Consider the following 19618-nt stretch of genomic DNA (forward strand, 5'->3'; position numbering starts at 1 on the left):
GCTACTGTCTTCCCAAGTCGAACAGTTTCCAATGGCCCTCGTCTACGGGACACCACCGACCACGCGACCCAGCGGCGGCCACGGCAGTCGTCCACTGAACTCAAGCGAGTTAGATCTCGTTCCGTTGGGTCTGGCTCGCCTGAATCAGCATCTAAGGATCGGGAACCCCACCACCGACTGACTCCGCTTCAGTCGACACCGGTCGTTGTCGAGTCGGCGATGGCTCCGGTCCGGACTGGCTCGATTGCGACACCGAGCGAGTACTGGCCATCGAAAGCCGATACGTCGAAGGCACACAGCGAACAGTCCGAACGTTTTCGACCTTCGGATCGCACGCCACGCAGAATTGGAGCCGCGTCACCGGCGATCACCCGAGCAGACTCCTCACAGGGTGCCGCTGCCACCCGGCAGTCGACTGAGCCCAGACCACTGCCCCAGCTTTCATTGCCAGCAGGTCTCGCCTCGCGATCTGCCGAGGGCGTCGTATCGTGGGATCGACTCGCCGACACCGGTCGACTGCGAGGGCAACACCCACCGAGTACGCTGTCGACGGCTCCCCGTTCCGACGCCGTCTCACTGGATCGACACCAGCAATCAACACCCAACGCAGCTACTGGGCCGGCTGCGGTCGAGACACACCGTGGTGAAGCCCAGCCGGAGTCGACTGTCGGGCTCCGACACCATCGACAATCGACGGCGGGAGCGATGTCCGGCGGTGACACGGCCGGTTCGATCCACGAGCGGTCCGTCGACCGGACACGGATGTCGACTAGCTATGATGCGACTGTGCTGTCAGTGGCTGCGATGGACAGCCACCCGAGAGTCGCCGACCAAGATGACGACCGTCGACACCGTGCTGGCGGGACCACAGCCACCGTTTCTGGTGGTGTCGACTGGACGGCCCACAGTGGCCGAAACTCCCAGCACTCCCAGCAGTCCACGGCCGCCACCGCGACCCGACCCGGCGAAACGGAGTCAGAAACGGCAATCGACTCGATGGCTCCGAAGATGGTCCCAGCGCGCTCGGGGACTGCCACGAGAGGCGCAAAATCGAACACAACCGATGGTCGACCCCAGATGACGTTCAAACAGTCATCGAGACAGACGGCTCACGATGGTGACGCCGACGCGGGCGACAGTGCCAAGCGTCGTGTCGACTCTCCCCGACAGCGACCCGAGCGGTCCTCGGCTGGTGGCGGTGTGGCTGGTCGGGCTGACCCACAGCCAGCGTCGACGCGGCGCGATGAGACGATGGCTGAGTCGGAGCCATTCAATTCGGTCGACCGGCCCGACCATCAGCCCAAATCGAAGACGGACCAGACCCCGAATCGACGCCACCACCATCGACAGGACACTGACCGGCAGTCGGACCGGAGCGGTCTCGACGGGTCGCTCGGCGCGGAGTCACTGGCCTACGATGCCGACGTCGACCGCGTAGTCGAGACGTTGTATCGTCGGCTCGAACGCAAACTACGGATCGAACGCGAACGGACGGGATTCTAAATGTCAGGCACACACAGCGGCAAACTCGAAACGGCACAGATACTCATCCTCAACGGCAAAAAGGAGGGCAAGACAATCGACTGCAAGTTCAACCCCTCGGAGTACACCGTCGGCAAGAGCGTCAACTACGGCGAACTGAAAGCCACCGGCTCAGGGGCCTCAATTATGCAGTTCGTCGACGGCAATGCTGAGACATTATCTATGGAGCTGTTTTTCGACACCACCGACGAACTCGACGGCTCCGATCCGAACCAGCAGGCGGTCGACGTTCGGAAACAGTACACCGACATGATCGACACACTGCTGGCGGTCGACGGCGAACTCCACGCGCCGCCGGTCTGTCGGTTCGTCTGGGGCGAGGGAATCGATTTCACCGCCATGGTCGAACACGCCGAAAAGCGGTTCACCAAGTTCCTGCCGAGCGGCGTCCCGATCCGTGCACGCGTCTCGTTGCAGTTCACCGAGTACAAGACAGCGGACTACCACAAATCCAAGGTCTCGCCGGAGTCGACCGACAAAACCAAGCGGTGGACGGTCGCCGAGGGCGATACACTCTGGCTGATCGCCGCCGAGGAGTACGGCGATTCGAGCCACTGGCGGACGATAGCCGACAAAAACGACGTACAAAACCCCCGGCAGCTCAGCGCCGGTGACACGCTCGAATTGCCTCCACTGTAACGATGAGCCCCAACCTCCAACCCAGATACTCGCCGCGATTTACCGTCGACATCGGTTCGACAACGTTTCAGGAGCCGGGCGGGCGGATCGCCGATCTGGTCGTCGAAACCACGCTCTCCGGTGCCGACCGGTTTTCGTTCACGCTCAACTACCCCTTCGACGAGGAGTTGGGCGAGTTCAGCGGGCTCGACTGGAGCACGTTTGAGATCGGTACCGATGTCGAGATCGCAATGGGGTACGGCGGCGATGGGACGCTCACATCGCTGCTGACCGGCTCTATTCGCTCGATTCACTCGGAGTTCACTGTCGAGAAAGGGCCGGTTGTCACTATCAGCGGGTTCGGTCTCCTCAAGGGGTTGATGAACGGCACGAACTCCCGGTCGTGGGAGGGGGCGACCGTCGGCAAGGCCGTCAAAGATATTCTCTCGTCGTACCCGTTCGGGACTGTCGACGTGCAGGATGCGGATATCAAGCGCGTCAAACTGATCCAAGACAATCAGAGTGACTACCGATTTCTTGAGGCACTGGCCGACCACTATGGCTTTGCCTTCTTTGCGGAGCGCGACACGGTCCGGTTTCGGCCACAGACGGGCCGTGGCAGCGACAGCAAACCAGTGGCCGAACTCTGGTACGGCGAGGCGTTGCACGACTTCTATGCCGAGATTACCGACACCAAATCCAATCATCGTGTCGAGGTTCGGTCGTGGGACGCCGAAGCCGCCGAAGAGATCGTCGCAACCGCAGGCAGCACATCCGCAGACCACACCGAAGTATTCAGAGTGCCAGTTATGTCACGAAACGAAGCCAAACAGATCGCGGACAAGAAGCACAGTCGACACGCTGACGGCCGAATCGATGGCCACGGGGAAGCCGACGGCAACCCACAAATTCGGGCCGGAGCGGTCGTCACGCTCGAAGAGTTGGGTGGCCGATTTTCCGGCGACTACTACGTTACCAACGCGACCCATCGGATGGGAGGCTCCGGCTATCGGACGACCTTCGAGGCAATGGAGGTGGCCTGATGGATCACGCCGACATCTTCGACCGGTCGACCAAGAACCGAGACGGGATCAACGGAGTCCGAATCGGCATCGTCACCGACAACGAGGACCCCAAGGATCTGGGCCGCGTGAAACTTCGGTTCCCGTGGCGCGAGGCCGACGACGAAAGCTACTGGGCCCGGATTGCGACCCAAATGAGCGGCAAACAGTACGGCTCGTACTTCCTGCCGGAGATCGACGACGAGGTTCTGGTCGCCTTCGCGGGCGGCGACGTCCACCAGCCGTTCGTCATTGGGTCGCTGTGGAACGGCAACCGCAAACCGCCACAGAAAAACAGCGACGGGAACAACGATATCCGTGAGATCGTCTCCCGACAAGGGCATCGCGTCCAGTTTGATGACAACTCCGACGATGGCGGCCACCTGAAGATCGAAACAAAGGCTGGCCACACGATCACGCTCGACGATGCGGACGGGAAAGAAAAGGTCGACATACGCGACAAATCCGGAACGAATCGTATCCGGCTTGATTCGTCGTCGGATACCGTCTCTATCGAGGCTGGAGACACGCTTGAACTGTCGGCGAAGACGATCAAACTTCGTGGCGACAAGAACGTCGACATCGGGGCCACACAGTCACTGGATCTCTCCAGCAAGTCGAAGGCGAGCCTGTCGAGCAACGGGAAACTCGATATAAACAGTACGATGGCGATGGCCATCGAGGCAGGCGCGATTTTAAATATCAAAGGGAAGATGATTTTTCTTAACTAACATGAATCCGGCAGCACGACTCGGCGATGCGACTGCACACGGGACACCACTCGTTGGAAAGTGTAGCACGAACGTGATGATCGGCAAGAAACCAGCGTGGCGGGTGTTGGATCACCACACCTGTCCGCTGACGAGTGGGGTGGTTCCGCACGTCGGCGGATCGGTTCTGAAGGGTAGTAGTTCGGTGTTTATCAACAAGCTGCCCGCGACCCGGCTCGGCGACAAGGTGATCGAAAACGGCCCGCCGAACACGATTGCCTCGGGCTGTCCGTCGGTCCACATTGGGTGATTTCGATGAGTGAGGAGTTTTTGGGAACCGGCTGGAGCTTTCCGGTCGACACCGACCATCGTGGCGATGTCGCGGCCTCGTCAGCTGAGACCGACATCCGTGAATCGATTCGGATCATCCTCGGGACCGCGAAAGGCGAGCGCCTGATGCGGCCGGAGTTCGGCTGTGACATCCACAAACACCTGTTTTCGGCCGCCAACCCCGCGACGCTCAACATGATCGAACGCAGCGTCCAAGAAGCGTTGGTCCGGTGGGAACCCCGAATCGATATCGAGTCGGTCGACGCCCGGACCGACGATCAGCAGCCGAACAAGGTGTTGATTGAGATTGACTACCACGTCAGAACCACCAACAGCCTCTCGAATATGGTGTATCCGTTCTACCTGACGGAGGGTGACGGATGAGCCAGCCTCCGACGCTCGACGACCGGAGTCAAGAAGAGCTGTTGGCCGAATTCACCGAGCGGGCCGACCAGTACGTCGACGGCTGGGAATCGAGTTCCGAGGATATGGCGAGCGTGTTGCTCCGGGTCGGCTCGGAGTTCGGAACGGATCTCATCGGGCAGCTCAACCGACTCCCGACAAAGCAGCGTGCGGCGTTTCTCGATACTCTCGGCGCGGAGTCACAGCCGCCGCAGGCCGCCCGGCTTCCGCTGTCCGTTTCGGTTTCGACCGACCTTGACCGCAACGTGCCCGTTCCGGGTGGAACGCAGGTCGTTGCCGAATCGAGCGACGGTGAGACCGAACCCTTCGAGATTCCACAGGGCCGAGGGTTCGAGGCGACGCCCGCCTCGCTCACCGAGAGCTACGCGGTCGACCCCACGACCGACCGACTCCTCTCACACGAGCCGCTGACTGACGGTGACTCCCAACAGCTGTTTGCGGGTGAGAACCGCCAACAGCACGCGATCTATCTCGGCGATAGCTCGCTTCTCAGAGTTGATCCTGGCTCGGTAATCGAGATCGAGTTTCAGGGATCGGTCGACGCCTCTGCACTCGATAAGGGGTGTGTCTGGGAGTATTACGGTGGTGACGACGAGGGGACAGAGGGGTGGCACAGCGTTCCGGCAGGCGACGCCGGGTCGGGAATCGGAACCGATGACGGTCTCAGCTACCCAGTGGACCAACAGTCGACGCCCACGCCGTCGACCGACGAGGAGCATTCAGTTCGGCTCCAGCTACCGGCTGAACTGGTCGAAACAACGGTTGGAGGGATCGAAAGCCGGTGGATTCGGTGTCGGCTCGACGAGCCAGCATCGGCTTGTTTCACGACTGAGATCGAGTCGGTTCGTGCGACGGTCGGCCAGTCGACCGAAACCGACCGGCTTACTCCCGATGCAGCATTCGCAAACGACGTTCCGCTTGATCTCGATGGAGACGGAGAGATACGACCGTTCGGACGCCAGCCACAGCCCTCGTCGACACTGTATCTCGCTGCGTCCGAGGCCCTCACTAAACTCGGTGGTCTCGTCACGCTCACGTTCGAGCCATCGACGGACACGGCCAGCGAGTCGGCGTCGACTACTGACGGTTCGGACGATGCTAGCACCGGTACGCAGAGCCCGACAGATGTCGATTTTGGCGCACTCAGTGGTCCACCCGAGGTCTCGTGGGAGTACTGGAACGGCACCGGTTGGGCAGGGTTGGCTGTTCGATCCGACGACACCAACAACCTCCAAGCGGCTGGTGACGTACAGTTCACGGTTCCCGACGATATCGCCGAGACGGCGGTGTCGGGTCACGAAGCCCGCTGGATTCGCGGTCGACTCGTCGGTGGGAGTTACGGGCAGCCAGCGGTTGGGCTACCTGATCACGACACTGACACAGCCCAACTACCGGCGTCGCCGCAGTACGGTAGCATCTCGTTGCAGTACGAACACACTGACTCGCCGTTTGCGCATGTCGTGACCGAAAACAACGGTATGTGTGAACCAGTGGCCGAGGCGGGCGGATATCGGCCGTTCAAACGGCTTCCGGACGCACACCAGACACTGTATCTCGGCTTCGATGCTACGTTGCGGAACGGGCCGATTCCACTCTTTGCCGCGCTTGCGGAGACGACCCATCCGCAGGGGTTCGACCCCGGCGTGCAGTGGGAGTACTGCACTGATCCCGAAACCGATAGCTGGTCGCGGCTCCCGGTCGACGACGGAACCAGTGGGGTGACCGAACGCGGCATCGTCTCGCTGCAGCTTCCCGAGTCGACGACCTCACACGAACGGTTCGGGACCCACTGTCACTGGCTTCGTGCGGTCGTAACTGAGGATTCGTTTGTAGCCGACGAGGGAACCAACTCACAGCCGACACAGCCTGCGGTCGACAGTCCGGCCGAGCCGACCGCACAGCCACCGGTCGTCGAGGGGCTGTACCTGAACACGCAGTGGGCTGACAATGCTCGTACGGTCGAGGACGAAACGCTCGGCACAAGCGATGGCTCGGCCAATCAGGCATTCACGTGTGCCCATGGCCCGCTGCTCGATTGTGAGGTTTGGGTTGATGAGGCCGACTCGCTGTCGACGGCCGAACGGGCTGACCTGCGTAAGACGACCGACCGCGTCGAGATCGTTACCGACGACCACGGCAATATCGAGTCCTTTTGGGTCAGATGGACGCCCGTTGCGGAGTTTGTCGGTGTTGGCGGCGAGAATCGGATCTATCGTTGCGACCGGTCGGCGGGAACGATTCGGTTCGGTGACGGCAACAGTGGACGGATCCCGCCGCGAGGGAACCCGGTTCGCGTGACGTACACTACCGGCGGTGGTGAGGGCGGCAACGTCGAGGCCGGCGCGGTAACACATCTTAAAACCCCAATCTCGCTGGTCGAGTCGGTCGACAACCCGTTTCCGGCCGACGGTGGTGCTGGTGGCGAGTCGATGGACGCGGTCGCATCGCGGGTGGCAGGTGAGATTCGGACGCGGGGGAAGGCAGTTACGGCTGCGGATTTCGAGCAGGTCGCGGCCACGGCCGTCCGGAAGCTTGCTGCTGTCGAATGCAAACCGCAGCTAGGCTCCGACGGAGACCGTTCGCCGGGGATCACGTTGCTGATCGTCCCCGATACGGACCACGAGCGGCCCAGACCGTCGACCGAACTCGAAGGGCGAGTCCAGCACGCGGTCAGCGAGGCGGCTCCGGCGAGACTGACCGACGGCGAGAGATCCCAGATCACCGTCCGTGGTCCGAGCTATACGCCAGTCTCGGTCGACGCAACCGTGCAGTCGACCGGCGTCACGAGCATCTCCGGACTCAAAACCGAGATCGAATCGACACTCGCGGCGCATCTCCATCCGATCACGGGTGGATCGGAGGGTACCGGCTGGGAGTTCGGCGAGCCACCGACGGCTGATTCGCTGGCGTCGCTTCTCAACTCGGTTCCGGGCGTGGATACAGTCACGGAGCTGTCGACAACGGTGCAGATCGGCGACGACACGGTTCAGCTGAGGCGGGGTTTGTCCTCGATGCAGCTACCAGTCGACGGGTTGGTCTGTACTGGTTCCCACGAGATCAGCGTTCAGGTCGGTGATGAGCGATGAGTATCGACGTTCCACAGCTCGATGAGGTGACCCACGAGGAGTTGGTGAGCCGAGCCAAAACGCTCGTTTCGGCACACTCCGAAGCGTGGACTGATTTCAACCCTCACGATCCCGGGATCACGATCATCGAACTGCTGGCGTGGCTCACCGAAACCCACAGCTACGAGTTGGACCAGATCACGGACTCTCACCGCAAAAAGTATCTCCAGCTGCTGGGTGTGCGGCCGACGCCACCGCAGCCAGCGTCGGTTCGGCTTGATCTGTCGACTGCCGGTGGGCAGTCAGGTCGGCTCCCTGCGGGAACCCAACTTACGGTCGACGACGGCTCGGGGAGCCACAAAGTGTTCACAACTGACCACGCGACGACGGTGACTGACGCGGACCTCGCCGCAGTCGTCGTCGACCACGACCGTGGTCACGAAACGACGACGAACGCCAACGAGACCGACGGTCTCAGCTACCGCGCGTTCGGCGACGAGCCGACCCCCGGCTCGGCGCTCGTGCTCGGCTTCGATGGCGACCCGTTCGAATCGGTCGGGGAGCTCTCGCTGTTCGTCGACTTCGACGATGCCGATCTCCCGGACCCCACGTCGGACGATACCACGATATATACTGATGGTTCTGCAGTCACGTTTGATCCGTCGGTGGAACTCGTTTGGGAGTACTGTCGACGGTATCCTGACGGGAGCGAGGGTGACACCGATGCAGCGTGGGAACCACTGACTGTCGTCACCGATACCACAACCAGCTGCTACGAAACGGGGTTCGTGAGGCTCGAGCGCCCCGAGACGTGGGAGCCGACAGCGTGGGGCTGCGAGGACCGTGGTCTCTTCGGCCACCAGCCGGGACTGATCTGGCTCCGGTGTCGCGTCGAGACCGCAGGCTACGAGATCCCGCCACAGTTCAACACTGTCGAGCTGAACGTTGTCGAAGCAAGCCACCGTCGACGCCACGAGGAACGCCTAGAGCCAACCGAGGGGTCGACCGACCTCGCTCCCCGAACCTACGGGTTCGACCATGCCCCCGTTTTGTCGGCAACAGTGACAGTCGACGGCGAGGAATGGACCGAAGTCAGGGACCTCGATGCCTCCGGACCCGCTGACCGCCACTACGTGCTCGATCAAGCGGTGGGCGAACTCACGTTCGGCGACGCCGAACGTGGCGCGAGACCGCCGGTCGACGCCGATGTCACCGCATCCTACGTCTCGGGCGGCGGTCCCGATGGAAACGTGCCGGAGACCGCTCGCTGGTGGTTCAGCGATGGCGACCAGCCGCTTGGCGACAGCACACTGGCGTCGGTCGACGTCACTCCCAAATCGGCCGCAACAGGCGGTCGTGAGGCCGAATCAATCACAGCAGCCGTCGACCGCTATACCCGTGACCGCCAAACTCCGTCCCGAGCAGTGACTGAATCGGATTATACGACGCTCGCCGAACGGACCCCCGGCCTCCGGATCGCTCGGTCGACGGTCCGTCTGCCCGACACGGATCGATCCCCGATCTCGGTCGTCGTCGTTCCGTACGCGCCGCCGGACGTGACCCGACCCACACCGAGCGACGGGTTCCGTCGAGCCGTCCAGCAACAGCTCGACCACCGCCGGCTGGTGACCGACCGTGTCACCGTGGACCCACCGACATACGTCGGGTTGAATCTCACCGTTTCAGTAACTGTCACTGATAGATACGAGACTGGCGGCGGTCAGGCAGCCATCGAAACCCATCTCGAAGCCTATCTCGATCCTATTCGTGGCTTCGAGGGGGATGGCTGGCCGTTCGGTCGGTCAGTCACGACGGCCGAACTTCGAGACCAGCTCGTCGACCTCCCGGCAGTCGATCACGTCGAGGAGTGTTCGGTTCGGACGGTGGGTGGCGGCTCAGTAACGCCTGACGGGACTGTTCGGATCGACGAGGAGACACTGTTCTACATCGAGAATCTCCAGATCGATACCACCGTTCGCGGGTCGAGGGGGAGGAGATAGCTATGGAGTTTTCCGCAGCCACGACGCTAACTACGACCGACTGGCGACAGTGGGCTGGTCGAAATACCGCTGTTAGCGGTGGCGGTATCGAGCTCGCAGCCGAGCCATTGTTGACAGTCGACCGGCTCGAATCGTCGACGATTGATATCGCGGTCGACGCTGACGGCGTCTACTACACGCTCCGGTCGTCGGCCGCGGTCTACCGCCACGACGACCAACGGTCGGTCGAACACCGTCTCTGGTCGGCCGAGGGCAGCGATCTAGCTGCGCCGCGAGCGATCTGTGTGAGTGACGGTCGGCTCTCTGTAGTCGACGAAACTGGGACTCTGGCAGTGATATCCACGCGTCTCCAGCAGCCGATTGGAACCATCGAGACCGACGTTTCGGAGCCGGTGACCATTGCGGCCGCCGGTGGGTCGCTCTATTTGCTCGATACTGCATCCGAGTCGGTTCAGGCGTTGCAGACCGATAGCACCACTGCAACCGTCTGTGATTCGCTTTCGCGGCCGCTCGATATGACAGTCGACGAGCGTGGGTCGATCTACGTTCTCGAAGCTCAAGCCACCCACAAGGAGGTCGAAAAACAGGCCGCGACGGGCGAACTCCTCGCTGGCCGGATTCTGGCGGGGCGGCAGCGCCGGATTCGGAAACTCGCTCCCGACGGCGAATGTGATCCCGGTCTGTTTCCGCTCTCGGAGTTCGAGACGGTCGACGGTGAGCCAGTGACGCCGACACGGCTTGGAACTGCGGTCGACGCGCCGCTGTTGGTGACGGGACAGACTGAACTCGATGACCAGACGGTCGTTGGTGACCTCGACCCCGAAACGTCGACGCTTCGGGAGCGAACCCGACTCGATGGCGGCTGTCGTGTGTTTCGAACCCCGGTCGCAAACAGCGATGGCACCTCGTATGCTGTGGTCGGCGACGCCAACCGCTGTTGCAGACTTGTTCCGACCGAGACCTACACTCGCGGGGCGGGCGACCGCTATCGCGGCTGTGCCTACCGGCAGTTCGACGCCGGATCGCCGATCCAGTGGCACCGATTGACGGTCGACCGCGAAGCACCGACCGCGAGCACACGGCTCCGGCTATCGTATCTCGCCAGTGACGATCCCTCTCCGCTGGACGAACCGCTGTCGAGTGCGACCGGTCTCGGCCAGTCGCTGTTGGTCGACCACGGGATCGATACCGTCTGGGAGTTGCTCTCGTACGAACCGGCCGGACTGGCCGCTCTGAGCGACGAGCTAACGGTTGGAGATGCCGAGAAATGTCTCGATACCGCGCTGGATGCGGCCGAGACCGCCCTTTCGGGCCAGTGGCAGACCGTCGAGTCGACGTCGACCGACGTGTTGCTGTCCGAGGCAACCGGCCAGTATCTCACCGTTCGGCTCGAACTCCTCGGGACGCCGACGGCCTCTCCTCGCGTCAACTCCGTGCGGGCGTTCTGGCCGCGACAGTCGTCGCTTCAGTATCTCCCCGAGCTGTATCGGACCGACGAGACCTCTGGGACGTTCCTCGAACAGCTATTGTCCGTGTTCGATGTCCTGTTTTCCGATATCGAACGGGAAGTCGAATCGGTTACGCAGTATCTCGACCCGGCGGCCGTGCCAGCCGAGGGGCTCCCGTGGCTCGCCGAGTGGATCGGCGTCGACACGCCGACCGAGTGGCCGATTGCGGCGACCCGCGAACTACTGGCGGCTGGTCCCGAACTGCACAGCAAGCGGGCCACCAGAGACGGACTCCGCGAGATGCTCGGCATCTATCTGCGCCACCTCTCGCCGCCGAAAACGCCCCCGGCCGACTGGATGGTGCCCAGTGGATCGTCGGGGCCCAGCACTGCCGATCTGTCCGGCGTCGACCACGGGCTCTGTATTCTCGAACCACAGGATCTCGACGCCATCGAGTCGACAGTCCACAGAGACGCCTATAAGACACACCTGCCCACCCAGCGATCCGTGGCGGTCTACGCCGGACCGTTTGATGAACCTGACCACCGCGAGGCGGTCGAAGCGATCATCCGCGAGGAAACGCCAGCCCACGTCCAAGGCTCACTCGTCGAACTAGAACCGGCGTTTACACTCGGTGCCGACAGCTTCCTCGGCTCTAACACCCGACTTTCGGAGCGACAGTTGGAACTCGGTGAGACACCGCTCGGTAACACCGCTGTTCTCGACTGATTTCAGCCGCGATCTGTCGAATAAAACGTAGATCTAAATACGATTGTTCGGCACAGTACAGTAGGTTGTCATTTCATGGTCCACGACAGCGAGCAGACCGACACGACGGGAACGAATCAGTTCGAGAAAAACCGGTTTTTTGATGGGAAGCTGATGACGGCGGGGGATATGCGGACCGAACAGCAGTACCACGCCGAACGGCTAGAGTTGGTGACCCGTCACACGACTGGGTCGGGCATCGTTCGCGGGCTGGGGGTCCGCTCCGTCGAGTCGACCGACGGTGAACTCGCTATCTCGGTTGATTCAGGCGTCGCCATCGATGGCGTGGGTCGACCCATTGTGGTCGACAGCCCGACGACGAAATCGGTCCCGGCTCCTGAGGGCGAGGAGATCCATCTGTTCGTTCGGTTCGACGAAGTCGCCCTCGAATCCGTACCCGTTCCTGACGCCGACGGCCCTCCCTCCGAGACGGAAGCGAATCGCCACGTCGAGGTATTCGAACTCATCTACCGGGAGTCTCCACCGGATCAGGAGTCGATTCCGATGGTCGATCTCGCGGCCAACACCAGTGCTGATGATCCGAGAACGGTCGCCGACCGGATCGCCGCTGGCTACCACGAGAAGTATCGGTCCGACGATGTCGACGGTGAGACAGCGGTGTATCTCGGCGGCTTCGAACGAGAGGCCGACGGCAGTTGGGTTCGTTCTCAGACTGCGCCACAGCCGGAGTACGCCTACGATCACGACCTGCTGTATGCCACGCTTATCGAGCACATTGCCGACACTGAGAACCCACATCAAACCGAGGTTGAGGCGGAGCCACCCGAGCCACAGCTTGATCCCGCGGAGGTAGACGGTATTCACGAACGCGTCGACTACCTCCAGTCCGAACTGGCCGACGTGAAACGCCGCCAGCAGACTGCCACAACCCATCTACTGCGGAAGACGCTCGACACCACCGCCCGTCTCTTTCGGTCGACCGCCGAGATGTTCGCTGACCACAGCGGCCCAGTCAGTAAGACGGCCCGCGAGATTGCCCAGCAGGTCGACGACGCGAGTCGCGCCGAGAGCTACACTGATACCGATCAGTATCTCTCGACGCTCCGCGAACTGTATCCCTCGCTCGCTGCGTTCGGCGACCAGCTTTCCGGCATCACCAGCGAGTCGACGGTCGACCGCTATCTCGACGCGGTTGCGGAGCTTCGGGAGGCGCTCGAAGCCGATCAGCCCGTCGAAGACGTCGCTGTTGGACTCGACGGCGTTGCGGAGGCCGCTGTCGACCTCGATCTGTTGCATTCAGCCACTGCAGAATTGTAAATTACGTAACTATATATGTCAAAGCGACAACCGTATATTATGTACCGTTTCAGACAGACAGTGCGGCAAACCAGAATTCCACAACGGAATACAAATGCCAGAATACCAATCCCCTGGAGTGTACGTAGAGGAAGTAGACACCGGGACCAAATCCGTAGAGGGAGCAAGCACGAGCACTGCTGGCTTCCTCGGCGAGACGGAGCGTGGTCCGGTTGAACCAACACTGATTACGAGTTTCGGACAGTTCAAACGCACCTTCGGTGCGAGTCCCGCCTCGTCTGATCTCGATGCCGCCGTCGACGGCTACTTTAAAAACGGCGGCAGTCGGTGTTACGTCGGTCGCGTCACCGCTGCTGATCACGACGATATTGCAACCGCGAAACTTGCTGACGACAACGCGGAGTCAGTTCTCGAGGTGTCGGCCAACGGTCCCGGCGACTGGGCCAACAGCATGGCCGTCATCGTCTCGGACGGCCACGACGATTTCTTCGATCTCACCGTTCGCTACTGGTCGACCGATATCGAGAGTGTCGACCAGCCTGCCGCCGAGGAGCCGAGCCCAGCACCGGATATCGACCATACCTTCGAGGATCTGTCGGCTGATCCCGAATCCAGCCAGTTCTACGAGAAACAGCTCGCTGGTTCGGTGCTCGTCGACGCAGAGTACCTCGCAGACGGTCAGCCGGTTGCGGGACTGACGTGGCTCTCGACGGCCAGTGACTCGGCGTCGGCAGCGACCGACGGCGGCCAGCAGACCGTTCAAATCCCAGAGGACCTCGATGAGAAAAACAAGGACGAACTACAGGATCTCAGCGAACCCTTCGAGAGCGTCGACAGCAGTCAGCTGAAGGCCGATCTGAAAGAAGATCTCGAAGCGATCCGCGACGGCGAGCAGGAGGTTGAGGTCGATGTCGCCTCGGATCTCTCCTCGAAACCAGATAGTGACGAAGTCTCGCTTTCCGATTACGAGGGCGTCGACCAGCCCGGGATGCGAACCGGGCTTGCCGGTCTCACACAGCACGACGATATCTCGCTGGTCTGTGTTCCCGACGAGAACAAGATCACCGGACTGACTGACGCTGTGGTTGCCCACTGTGAGAACAAAGGCGACCGGTTTGCGATCCTGCAGGCCCCGCAGGTCGCCGGCGCAGTCTCGGATATGGAGACACCCGTCGACTCCTCGTATGCGGGCTACTACTATCCGTGGATCAAAGTGTCGGACCCCTTCACCAACCGCGAGAAGCTCGTTCCACCGGGTGGCCACGTCGCCGGGATCATCGCCCGCAGCGACGCGACTCACGGCGTCCATGCCGCGCCCGCAAACGAGCCCGTTCGCGGTGCAGTCGAACTCCAACACGAGATTACGAAAGACGAACAGGATCTCCTGAATCCGAAGGGGATCAACTGTATTCGGAGCTTCCAGGGTCGTGGCATCCAGCTCTGGGGTGCCCGGACCTGTTCAAGCGACCCCTCGTGGAAGTACATCAACGTCCGTCGACTCTTCCTCTACGTCGAACAGTCCATTGAGGAAGGCACCGAGTGGGCAGTCTTCGAGTCCAACGACAAGGATCTCTGGGCCCGCGTCCGCCAATCAGTCGAGAACTTCCTGACGACCGTCTGGCGTGACGGCGGCCTGCAGGGGTCGACTGCTGACGAAGCGTTTTACGTCAAATGTGGCGAGGAGACGATGACTCAGGACGACATTGATAATGGACGACTCATCGTGGAGATCGGCATTTCGCCGGTCAAACCCGCCGAGTTCGTTATCTTCAGAATCGGCCAATGGACGGCTGACGCCTAATACCAATGCCAGATAGACACGGACCACTCAGAGCAAACCGGTTTCGGATCGAACTCGATGGGATTCAGATCGGCGGCTTCCGCCGCGTCGAGATTCCGACCGAGCGAACCGAACAGGTTGAGTATCGTGAAGGAAACGACCCGACCCACGACCGCGCTCTCGGCGGCAAGACCGTCTACGACGATCTAATCCTCGAACGCGGTTCCAAACAGGAAAACAGCGATATGTTCGACTGGCGGCAGACCGTCGTCGACGGCAATCTCGACGAGGCCCGCAAGGAGATCGCAGTCATTCTCCAAGACGAACAGGGCGAGTCGCACCTGCGGTGGAACTTCACGAAGGCCTGGCCCAAGGAGTACCAGCCACCAGCGCTCAATTCAGGAGCTGGCGGTGGCGACAACGTTGCCACCGAGACCTACATTATCACCTTCGACGAGATGGTGCGAAAAGACGTATGACCGATAGTAAACCCTACAGCGACCGATATACGGTGTCGACCCACCACTTCGGTGACGAGAGCCGGGTTGACGAGCAGGGATATCTCCACACGGGCCGTGCTCAGCGACAGCCCGAGCGAGTGGTCGTCTCCTGCGGCACCACGGAGGGTCGCAGATGACCGACTCTGCGCTGCAGACTGAACACGAGTTCACCCTGCCGCAGGGGTACGTCGACGACGACGGAACCCTCCACAAGGAGGGTCGGATGCGACTAGCAACCGCTGCAGACGAGATCAAACCGCTGAAAGATCCGCGCGTCCAGTCGAACTCCTCGTATCTGACCGTCGTCCTGCTGTCGCGGGTCGTCACCGAACTCGGCGATCTAGAGACAGTCGACCCCGATGTGATCGAATCGCTGTTCGTTACTGACTTAGAGTTCCTCCAGTCGCTCTACGAGCAGATCAACACGCCCGATGACGCCCAGTCAGCCGTTCCCGGTGAGGCAAGCGGCCTAGAGCCGACCGGGATGGATGCGGTCGACGACGGTGAGGCGATGCCGGGAAACACGACCAGCTAACCCCGCTGTACGATCCCGACGAACTGTACGAAGAGGTTGCCTTCGTGGCCTACCATTTCAACTGGAGCCACGATGAGGTCCTGCGGATGCCCCACTGGGAACGACACCGGTGGTGCGATGAGATCAGCGCGATCAATGAGAAACTCAACCGAGATGCCGGTGGTAGATCAGCCGCCGACAGCGGCGGCATCGAGTTGGTCAACCCGGAGTTCGAGGGGTGATCGCTGATGGGAACCGAAAACCCATATTCGCAGTATAATTTCGAACTCGAAGTCGACGGCAAGCCCGTCGCTGGCTTCTCGGAGGTGTCGGGACTGACGATGGAACTCGATACCGTCAGCTATCAAGAGGGCGGGGTCAACGACCACGTCCACCAGTTGCCCGGCCAGTTTGCGCACGCCAACCTCGTCTTGCAGCGCGGGTTGACCAAGGACACGACCTTCTGGAACTGGCTCCATGAGGTGATGAGCGGGACGATCAAGCGGCGAACGCTCGTGCTCAAACTCAAATCCGGCTTCAAAGGTGAAAGCGCGTGGGGGTGGGAGTTCACTAATGCCTACCCGATCAAATGGAGCGGCCCGGATCTCACCGGCGGCGCAAACGGAATGGCAATCGAATCGATTGAACTCACCTATGAGCGGTTCGACACGCTCTCCGGCATGCCGGAGTAGTTGTCGAACTCCCAGTTCGGCTAGTCGACGCTTCAACTGTCGTACTGCGACCGTATCTGAACGCTGACCGGCTCTAAACTGGACATACGTCGACAAGGATGGCCGAATACGAGCCTATTAGTCGATCCCGGCCAAGGTATAGATATGAGCAGTCACGCCAATATTCTTTCAGATGATGCCCCGTTGGATCTCCGACTCTCGGAGTCGGAGCTGGATCGAACTCACGACCACCTCGTCTCGTTCATTCGTGAGACCGTCGACGCTGCTGGCGCGGAGGGTGCCACACTCGGCCTCTCGGGTGGGATCGACTCGACGACGACTGCCTATCTCGCGGTCGACGCGCTGGGTGCCGATGGCTTGCACGGACTCGTCATGCCGAGTGAGGTCAACGACCCTGAGAACATGAGTGATGCCGAGCGCGTTGCCGAGGACCTCGGCATCGAGTACGACGTGATCGAGATCCAGCCCATCGCCGAGCAGTTCTTCGACGCCGTCCCCGAGGCAGCCGACAGCCAGTTGGCGACCGGCAACGTCTACGTCCGGACCCGAGCCGTCCTGAATTATTTCGTCGCAAACGCTGAAAACCGGGTTGTTCTCGGGACTGGCAACCGTGCCGAAGCGATGACCGGCTACTTTACAAAATATGGTGATCAGGCCGTCGACTGCAACCCTATTGGGGGGCTTTACAAACAGCAGGTCCGCCAGCTAGCCGCCCATATCGGCGTCCCTCACGATCTGGTGATGCAGACACCGACCGCAGGTATGTGGGAAGGTCAGACCGACGAGTCGGAGATGGGAGTCGGCTACGACCGGGTCGACGCGATCCTCGCGCTCCATATCGACGGCCCGCTGTCGACGGCCGCCACCGTGCGTGCGCTGGATGGTGTCAGCCGCGAGGAGGTTGAGCGAATCGAAGAATTGGTTGCCGGGAGCCAACACAAGCGGTCGATGCCGCCAGCACCCGAGCCGCTGGATCTGTAGGCCGTTTCCAAAGGTCTTTGTTCGCTGCGATTCTATCAATAATAGATGGATACTGCCGCGCGGGCTCGGGCCGAGACACGGGAGGTAGTGGCCGATATTGAGCCACAACACCTCCGTCAGGTGTTGTACGACCGACTCGCGGATTCGTCGATGGCTCCCGGTGTGCTCGTCTTCCTGAGTGCTCAGGCAAGTGATCCGGAGGTCGACCTCGACTCGCTGGCCGAACGGAGTGCTGGCGTCCAACTCATTTATGAAGGGCTTCGACTCACGCGGTCGATAGCCCACGCCGAGCCATGGACTGACACCGAAACGGACGAGATCGATGCGGATATCGATATACTCGCTGCTGACGTGTTCGTCTCGCGTGGCTTCTACCTCTTGGCGCAGACCGAAGCCTCCGCGGCCGCGGTCACCACCGTCCAGTCGTTCGGCCGTGATCAGACCTTGCGCGGTCGACCGGATGCCGATGTCGACACCCTCGACCGGAATCTGGAAGCCGACATCTTCGCGCTGGCGGTCCGGGCGGGGTTGACGGCGGTCGACACCAACCCCTCGGAGGCTGTCCTCTCGTTTGCGGCCGATCTCGCCCGTGCCGACGGCGAGGAGCTGTCGGCCGCCGGGATCGTGCTCTCGGAGTTGACTGTGAGTCGACTGACTGAGTTGTCGAACGGAGTCGACGGGGCCGTACCCTCCTCGGCGAGCGAGGGGTAGAAAATCGCCCGGCAGCGCCGTCAAATCGAAACGCGTAAAAGCATATCCGGCCAACGATTGATTGCGTGCCTGGGTAGCTTAGCGGTAAAGCGCGTCCTTGGTAAGGACGAGAGCCCGGATTCAAATTCCGGCCTAGGCTTCACGTCTTTCTCAGTGTCTTTCGTTCCGTACACCGGTTTCTGTCGTTATTCGAAGGCATCCTGCAGTGCCTCACCGGCACGTGAACGCACGTCGACTGCTGCCTCGATTCCCTCGAACGGATCGGACAGTCGACGCATGTTCGCGAAGTCGTGGATCATATCGCTGTAGTGGAGATGCTCGACGTCGACGGCGGCGTTTTCGAGGGCCTCGCTGTAGGCGAACTGCTCGTCACGCAGCGGGTCGTAGCCACAGGTGACGATGGTTGCATCGGGCAGTTGGGATAGGATTCGCTGGGGTGTCCGAAGCGGTGAAGCCCGAAGGTTTGCGCCGTCGACGTCGCTCTGGAGGTAGTGGTTCCAAAACCAGACCATTCCGCGTGCGGTGAGGAAGTAGCCATCGCCGTTTTCCTCGTAGGATGGGGTCTCGAAGGCGTGGTTCGTTACCGGGTAGAACAGCAGTTGGTGATCGATCTCTGGTGTGCCGACCTCTTTTTCGACGGCCATCTGTGCGACGACTGTCGCAAGATTCCCACCCGCGCTCTCACCGGCGACCGCGAGACCGTTCTCTCCGGCGATATGGTCGGCAGTCCACTTGGTCGCATGGTATGCGTCCTCGACAGCCGCGGGGAAGGGGTGTTCCGGCGCTTTGCGATAGTCGACCGAGACGACCATACACTCGCCCTCGGTGGCCAGCGAGCGGGCGACCCCGTCGTGAGTATCGAGGTTCCCGGCGACCCAGCCGCCGCCGTGGAAGTAGACCGTCGCTGGCAGCGCTGCATCCGGTTCGGGATCGTAGATCCGCACGCGGATATCTCGTGCTGGGGCGCGGATCTTTCGTTCTTCGACTGAGTCGACTGGTTCGGGGTCGACAGTCGGTGTGAAGAGGTCGCCGAGAGTTGCTCGCGCCTGTTCGGGTGACATCTGAGAGAGATCCGGCTCGCCCATCTCGCCGAGAGTGTCGAGAACGCCCTGCGCATCCGGATCAAGCGATTCGGCGCGCCGCTCGTCGGTTGGTGTCTGTGACATGCTATGTAATACAGTGCCAACCTCAATAAAC

Annotated in this window: 19 protein-coding genes and 1 tRNA gene; 19 read left to right on the top strand and 1 reads right to left on the bottom strand. The window is 61.4% G+C overall.

Annotation, left to right across the window (positions count from 1 at the left end):
• Positions 1 to 219 precede the first annotated feature (219 nt).
• From HALTADL_RS10830 to HALTADL_RS10910, 19 genes are all read left to right on the top strand, one after another.
• Positions 220 to 1503: a hypothetical protein gene (locus tag HALTADL_RS10830; RefSeq protein ID WP_143054153.1), complete on the top strand. Its 1284-nt coding sequence runs from the start codon at positions 220 to 222 to the stop codon at positions 1501 to 1503.
• Positions 1504 to 2181 carry a CIS tube protein gene (locus tag HALTADL_RS10835; RefSeq protein WP_089672924.1) on the top strand — a complete coding sequence of 226 codons (678 nt, stop codon included), beginning with the start codon at positions 1504 to 1506 and terminating at the stop codon, positions 2179 to 2181.
• A gap of 2 nt (positions 2182 to 2183) precedes the next feature.
• Positions 2184 to 3203, top strand: a complete 1020-nt coding sequence (locus HALTADL_RS10840; RefSeq protein WP_089672925.1) for a phage late control D family protein — start codon at positions 2184 to 2186, stop codon at positions 3201 to 3203.
• Complete coding sequence (locus tag HALTADL_RS10845; protein ID WP_089672926.1) at positions 3203 to 3952, top strand: phage baseplate assembly protein V; 750 nt, start codon at positions 3203 to 3205, stop codon at positions 3950 to 3952. The genes HALTADL_RS10840 and HALTADL_RS10845 overlap by 1 nt, the downstream gene beginning before the upstream one ends.
• Position 3953: 1 nt before the next feature.
• Positions 3954 to 4241 (top strand): PAAR domain-containing protein, encoded by a 288-nt coding sequence (locus HALTADL_RS10850; protein WP_089672927.1) that lies wholly within the window; start codon positions 3954 to 3956, stop codon positions 4239 to 4241.
• Positions 4242 to 4246: 5 nt separating this feature from the next.
• A complete protein-coding gene (locus tag HALTADL_RS10855; protein ID WP_089672954.1) occupies positions 4247 to 4645 on the top strand; it encodes a GPW/gp25 family protein in 399 nt (132 codons plus the stop codon).
• Positions 4642 to 7770 carry a baseplate J/gp47 family protein gene (locus HALTADL_RS10860; protein WP_089672928.1) on the top strand — a complete coding sequence of 1043 codons (3129 nt, stop codon included), beginning with the start codon at positions 4642 to 4644 and terminating at the stop codon, positions 7768 to 7770. The genes HALTADL_RS10855 and HALTADL_RS10860 overlap by 4 nt, the downstream gene beginning before the upstream one ends.
• Positions 7767 to 9749: a putative baseplate assembly protein gene (locus HALTADL_RS10865; RefSeq protein ID WP_089672929.1), complete on the top strand. Its 1983-nt coding sequence runs from the start codon at positions 7767 to 7769 to the stop codon at positions 9747 to 9749. The genes HALTADL_RS10860 and HALTADL_RS10865 overlap by 4 nt, the downstream gene beginning before the upstream one ends.
• 2 nt (positions 9750 to 9751) lie before the next feature.
• Positions 9752 to 11926 carry a phage tail protein gene (locus tag HALTADL_RS10870; RefSeq protein WP_089672930.1) on the top strand — a complete coding sequence of 725 codons (2175 nt, stop codon included), beginning with the start codon at positions 9752 to 9754 and terminating at the stop codon, positions 11924 to 11926.
• 75 nt (positions 11927 to 12001) lie between these two features.
• Positions 12002 to 13243: a hypothetical protein gene (locus HALTADL_RS10875; RefSeq protein WP_089672931.1), complete on the top strand. Its 1242-nt coding sequence runs from the start codon at positions 12002 to 12004 to the stop codon at positions 13241 to 13243.
• Positions 13244 to 13337: 94 nt separating this feature from the next.
• A complete protein-coding gene (locus HALTADL_RS10880) occupies positions 13338 to 15044 on the top strand; it encodes a phage tail sheath family protein (RefSeq protein ID WP_089672932.1) in 1707 nt (568 codons plus the stop codon).
• 5 nt (positions 15045 to 15049) lie between these two features.
• The gene (locus tag HALTADL_RS10885) at positions 15050 to 15502 is read left to right on the top strand and encodes a phage tail protein (RefSeq protein WP_089672933.1); all 453 of its coding nucleotides are present in this window, start codon (positions 15050 to 15052) and stop codon (positions 15500 to 15502) included.
• On the top strand, positions 15499 to 15660 hold the full coding sequence (locus tag HALTADL_RS17380) for a hypothetical protein (protein ID WP_162551716.1): 162 nt from the start codon (positions 15499 to 15501) through the stop codon (positions 15658 to 15660). The genes HALTADL_RS10885 and HALTADL_RS17380 overlap by 4 nt, the downstream gene beginning before the upstream one ends.
• Positions 15657 to 16058 carry a hypothetical protein gene (locus tag HALTADL_RS10890; RefSeq protein WP_245708424.1) on the top strand — a complete coding sequence of 134 codons (402 nt, stop codon included), beginning with the start codon at positions 15657 to 15659 and terminating at the stop codon, positions 16056 to 16058. Before HALTADL_RS17380 ends, HALTADL_RS10890 begins: the two co-directional genes overlap by 4 nt.
• A 5-nt stretch (positions 16059 to 16063) precedes the next feature.
• Positions 16064 to 16279, top strand: coding sequence for a DUF6760 family protein (locus HALTADL_RS17385; protein WP_321166915.1), 216 nt, complete (start codon positions 16064 to 16066; stop codon positions 16277 to 16279).
• 6 nt (positions 16280 to 16285) lie between these two features.
• On the top strand, positions 16286 to 16729 hold the full coding sequence (locus tag HALTADL_RS10895) for a phage tail protein (protein WP_089672934.1): 444 nt from the start codon (positions 16286 to 16288) through the stop codon (positions 16727 to 16729).
• Positions 16730 to 16873: 144 nt separating this feature from the next.
• The gene (locus HALTADL_RS10900; RefSeq protein WP_089672935.1) at positions 16874 to 17710 is read left to right on the top strand and encodes an NAD+ synthase; all 837 of its coding nucleotides are present in this window, start codon (positions 16874 to 16876) and stop codon (positions 17708 to 17710) included.
• A gap of 45 nt (positions 17711 to 17755) precedes the next feature.
• Complete coding sequence (locus HALTADL_RS10905; protein WP_089672936.1) at positions 17756 to 18421, top strand: DUF7114 family protein; 666 nt, start codon at positions 17756 to 17758, stop codon at positions 18419 to 18421.
• A gap of 67 nt (positions 18422 to 18488) precedes the next feature.
• Positions 18489 to 18560 (top strand) — tRNA-Thr (locus HALTADL_RS10910).
• Between the two features lie 46 nt (positions 18561 to 18606).
• Here HALTADL_RS10910 and HALTADL_RS10915 read toward each other — a convergent pair.
• Complete coding sequence (locus HALTADL_RS10915) at positions 18607 to 19587, bottom strand: alpha/beta hydrolase (protein WP_089672937.1); 981 nt, start codon at positions 19585 to 19587, stop codon at positions 18607 to 18609.
• Between the last annotated feature and the right edge of the window lie 31 nt (positions 19588 to 19618).

Source organism: Halohasta litchfieldiae (assembly GCF_002788215.1).
GTDB lineage: Archaea > Halobacteriota > Halobacteria > Halobacteriales > Haloferacaceae > Halohasta > Halohasta litchfieldiae.

Excerpts from the sequence above, each read along its gene's own strand:
- HALTADL_RS10830 (WP_143054153.1), top strand. The coding sequence starts at position 220 with ATGGCTCCGGTCCGGACTGGCTCGATTGCGACACCGAGCGAGTACTGG.
- HALTADL_RS10835 (WP_089672924.1), top strand. The coding sequence starts at position 1,504 with ATGTCAGGCACACACAGCGGCAAACTCGAAACGGCACAGATACTCATC.
- HALTADL_RS10840 (WP_089672925.1), top strand. The coding sequence starts at position 2,184 with ATGAGCCCCAACCTCCAACCCAGATACTCGCCGCGATTTACCGTCGAC.
- HALTADL_RS10845 (WP_089672926.1), top strand. The coding sequence starts at position 3,203 with ATGGATCACGCCGACATCTTCGACCGGTCGACCAAGAACCGAGACGGG.
- HALTADL_RS10850 (WP_089672927.1), top strand. The coding sequence starts at position 3,954 with ATGAATCCGGCAGCACGACTCGGCGATGCGACTGCACACGGGACACCA.
- HALTADL_RS10855 (WP_089672954.1), top strand. The coding sequence starts at position 4,247 with ATGAGTGAGGAGTTTTTGGGAACCGGCTGGAGCTTTCCGGTCGACACC.
- HALTADL_RS10860 (WP_089672928.1), top strand. The coding sequence starts at position 4,642 with ATGAGCCAGCCTCCGACGCTCGACGACCGGAGTCAAGAAGAGCTGTTG.
- HALTADL_RS10865 (WP_089672929.1), top strand. The coding sequence starts at position 7,767 with ATGAGTATCGACGTTCCACAGCTCGATGAGGTGACCCACGAGGAGTTG.
- HALTADL_RS10870 (WP_089672930.1), top strand. The coding sequence starts at position 9,752 with ATGGAGTTTTCCGCAGCCACGACGCTAACTACGACCGACTGGCGACAG.
- HALTADL_RS10875 (WP_089672931.1), top strand. The coding sequence starts at position 12,002 with ATGGTCCACGACAGCGAGCAGACCGACACGACGGGAACGAATCAGTTC.
- HALTADL_RS10880 (WP_089672932.1), top strand. The coding sequence starts at position 13,338 with ATGCCAGAATACCAATCCCCTGGAGTGTACGTAGAGGAAGTAGACACC.
- HALTADL_RS10885 (WP_089672933.1), top strand. The coding sequence starts at position 15,050 with ATGCCAGATAGACACGGACCACTCAGAGCAAACCGGTTTCGGATCGAA.
- HALTADL_RS17380 (WP_162551716.1), top strand. The coding sequence starts at position 15,499 with ATGACCGATAGTAAACCCTACAGCGACCGATATACGGTGTCGACCCAC.
- HALTADL_RS10890 (WP_245708424.1), top strand. The coding sequence starts at position 15,657 with ATGACCGACTCTGCGCTGCAGACTGAACACGAGTTCACCCTGCCGCAG.
- HALTADL_RS10895 (WP_089672934.1), top strand. The coding sequence starts at position 16,286 with ATGGGAACCGAAAACCCATATTCGCAGTATAATTTCGAACTCGAAGTC.
- HALTADL_RS10900 (WP_089672935.1), top strand. The coding sequence starts at position 16,874 with ATGAGCAGTCACGCCAATATTCTTTCAGATGATGCCCCGTTGGATCTC.
- HALTADL_RS10905 (WP_089672936.1), top strand. The coding sequence starts at position 17,756 with ATGGATACTGCCGCGCGGGCTCGGGCCGAGACACGGGAGGTAGTGGCC.
- HALTADL_RS10915 (WP_089672937.1), bottom strand. The coding sequence starts at position 19,587 with ATGTCACAGACACCAACCGACGAGCGGCGCGCCGAATCGCTTGATCCG.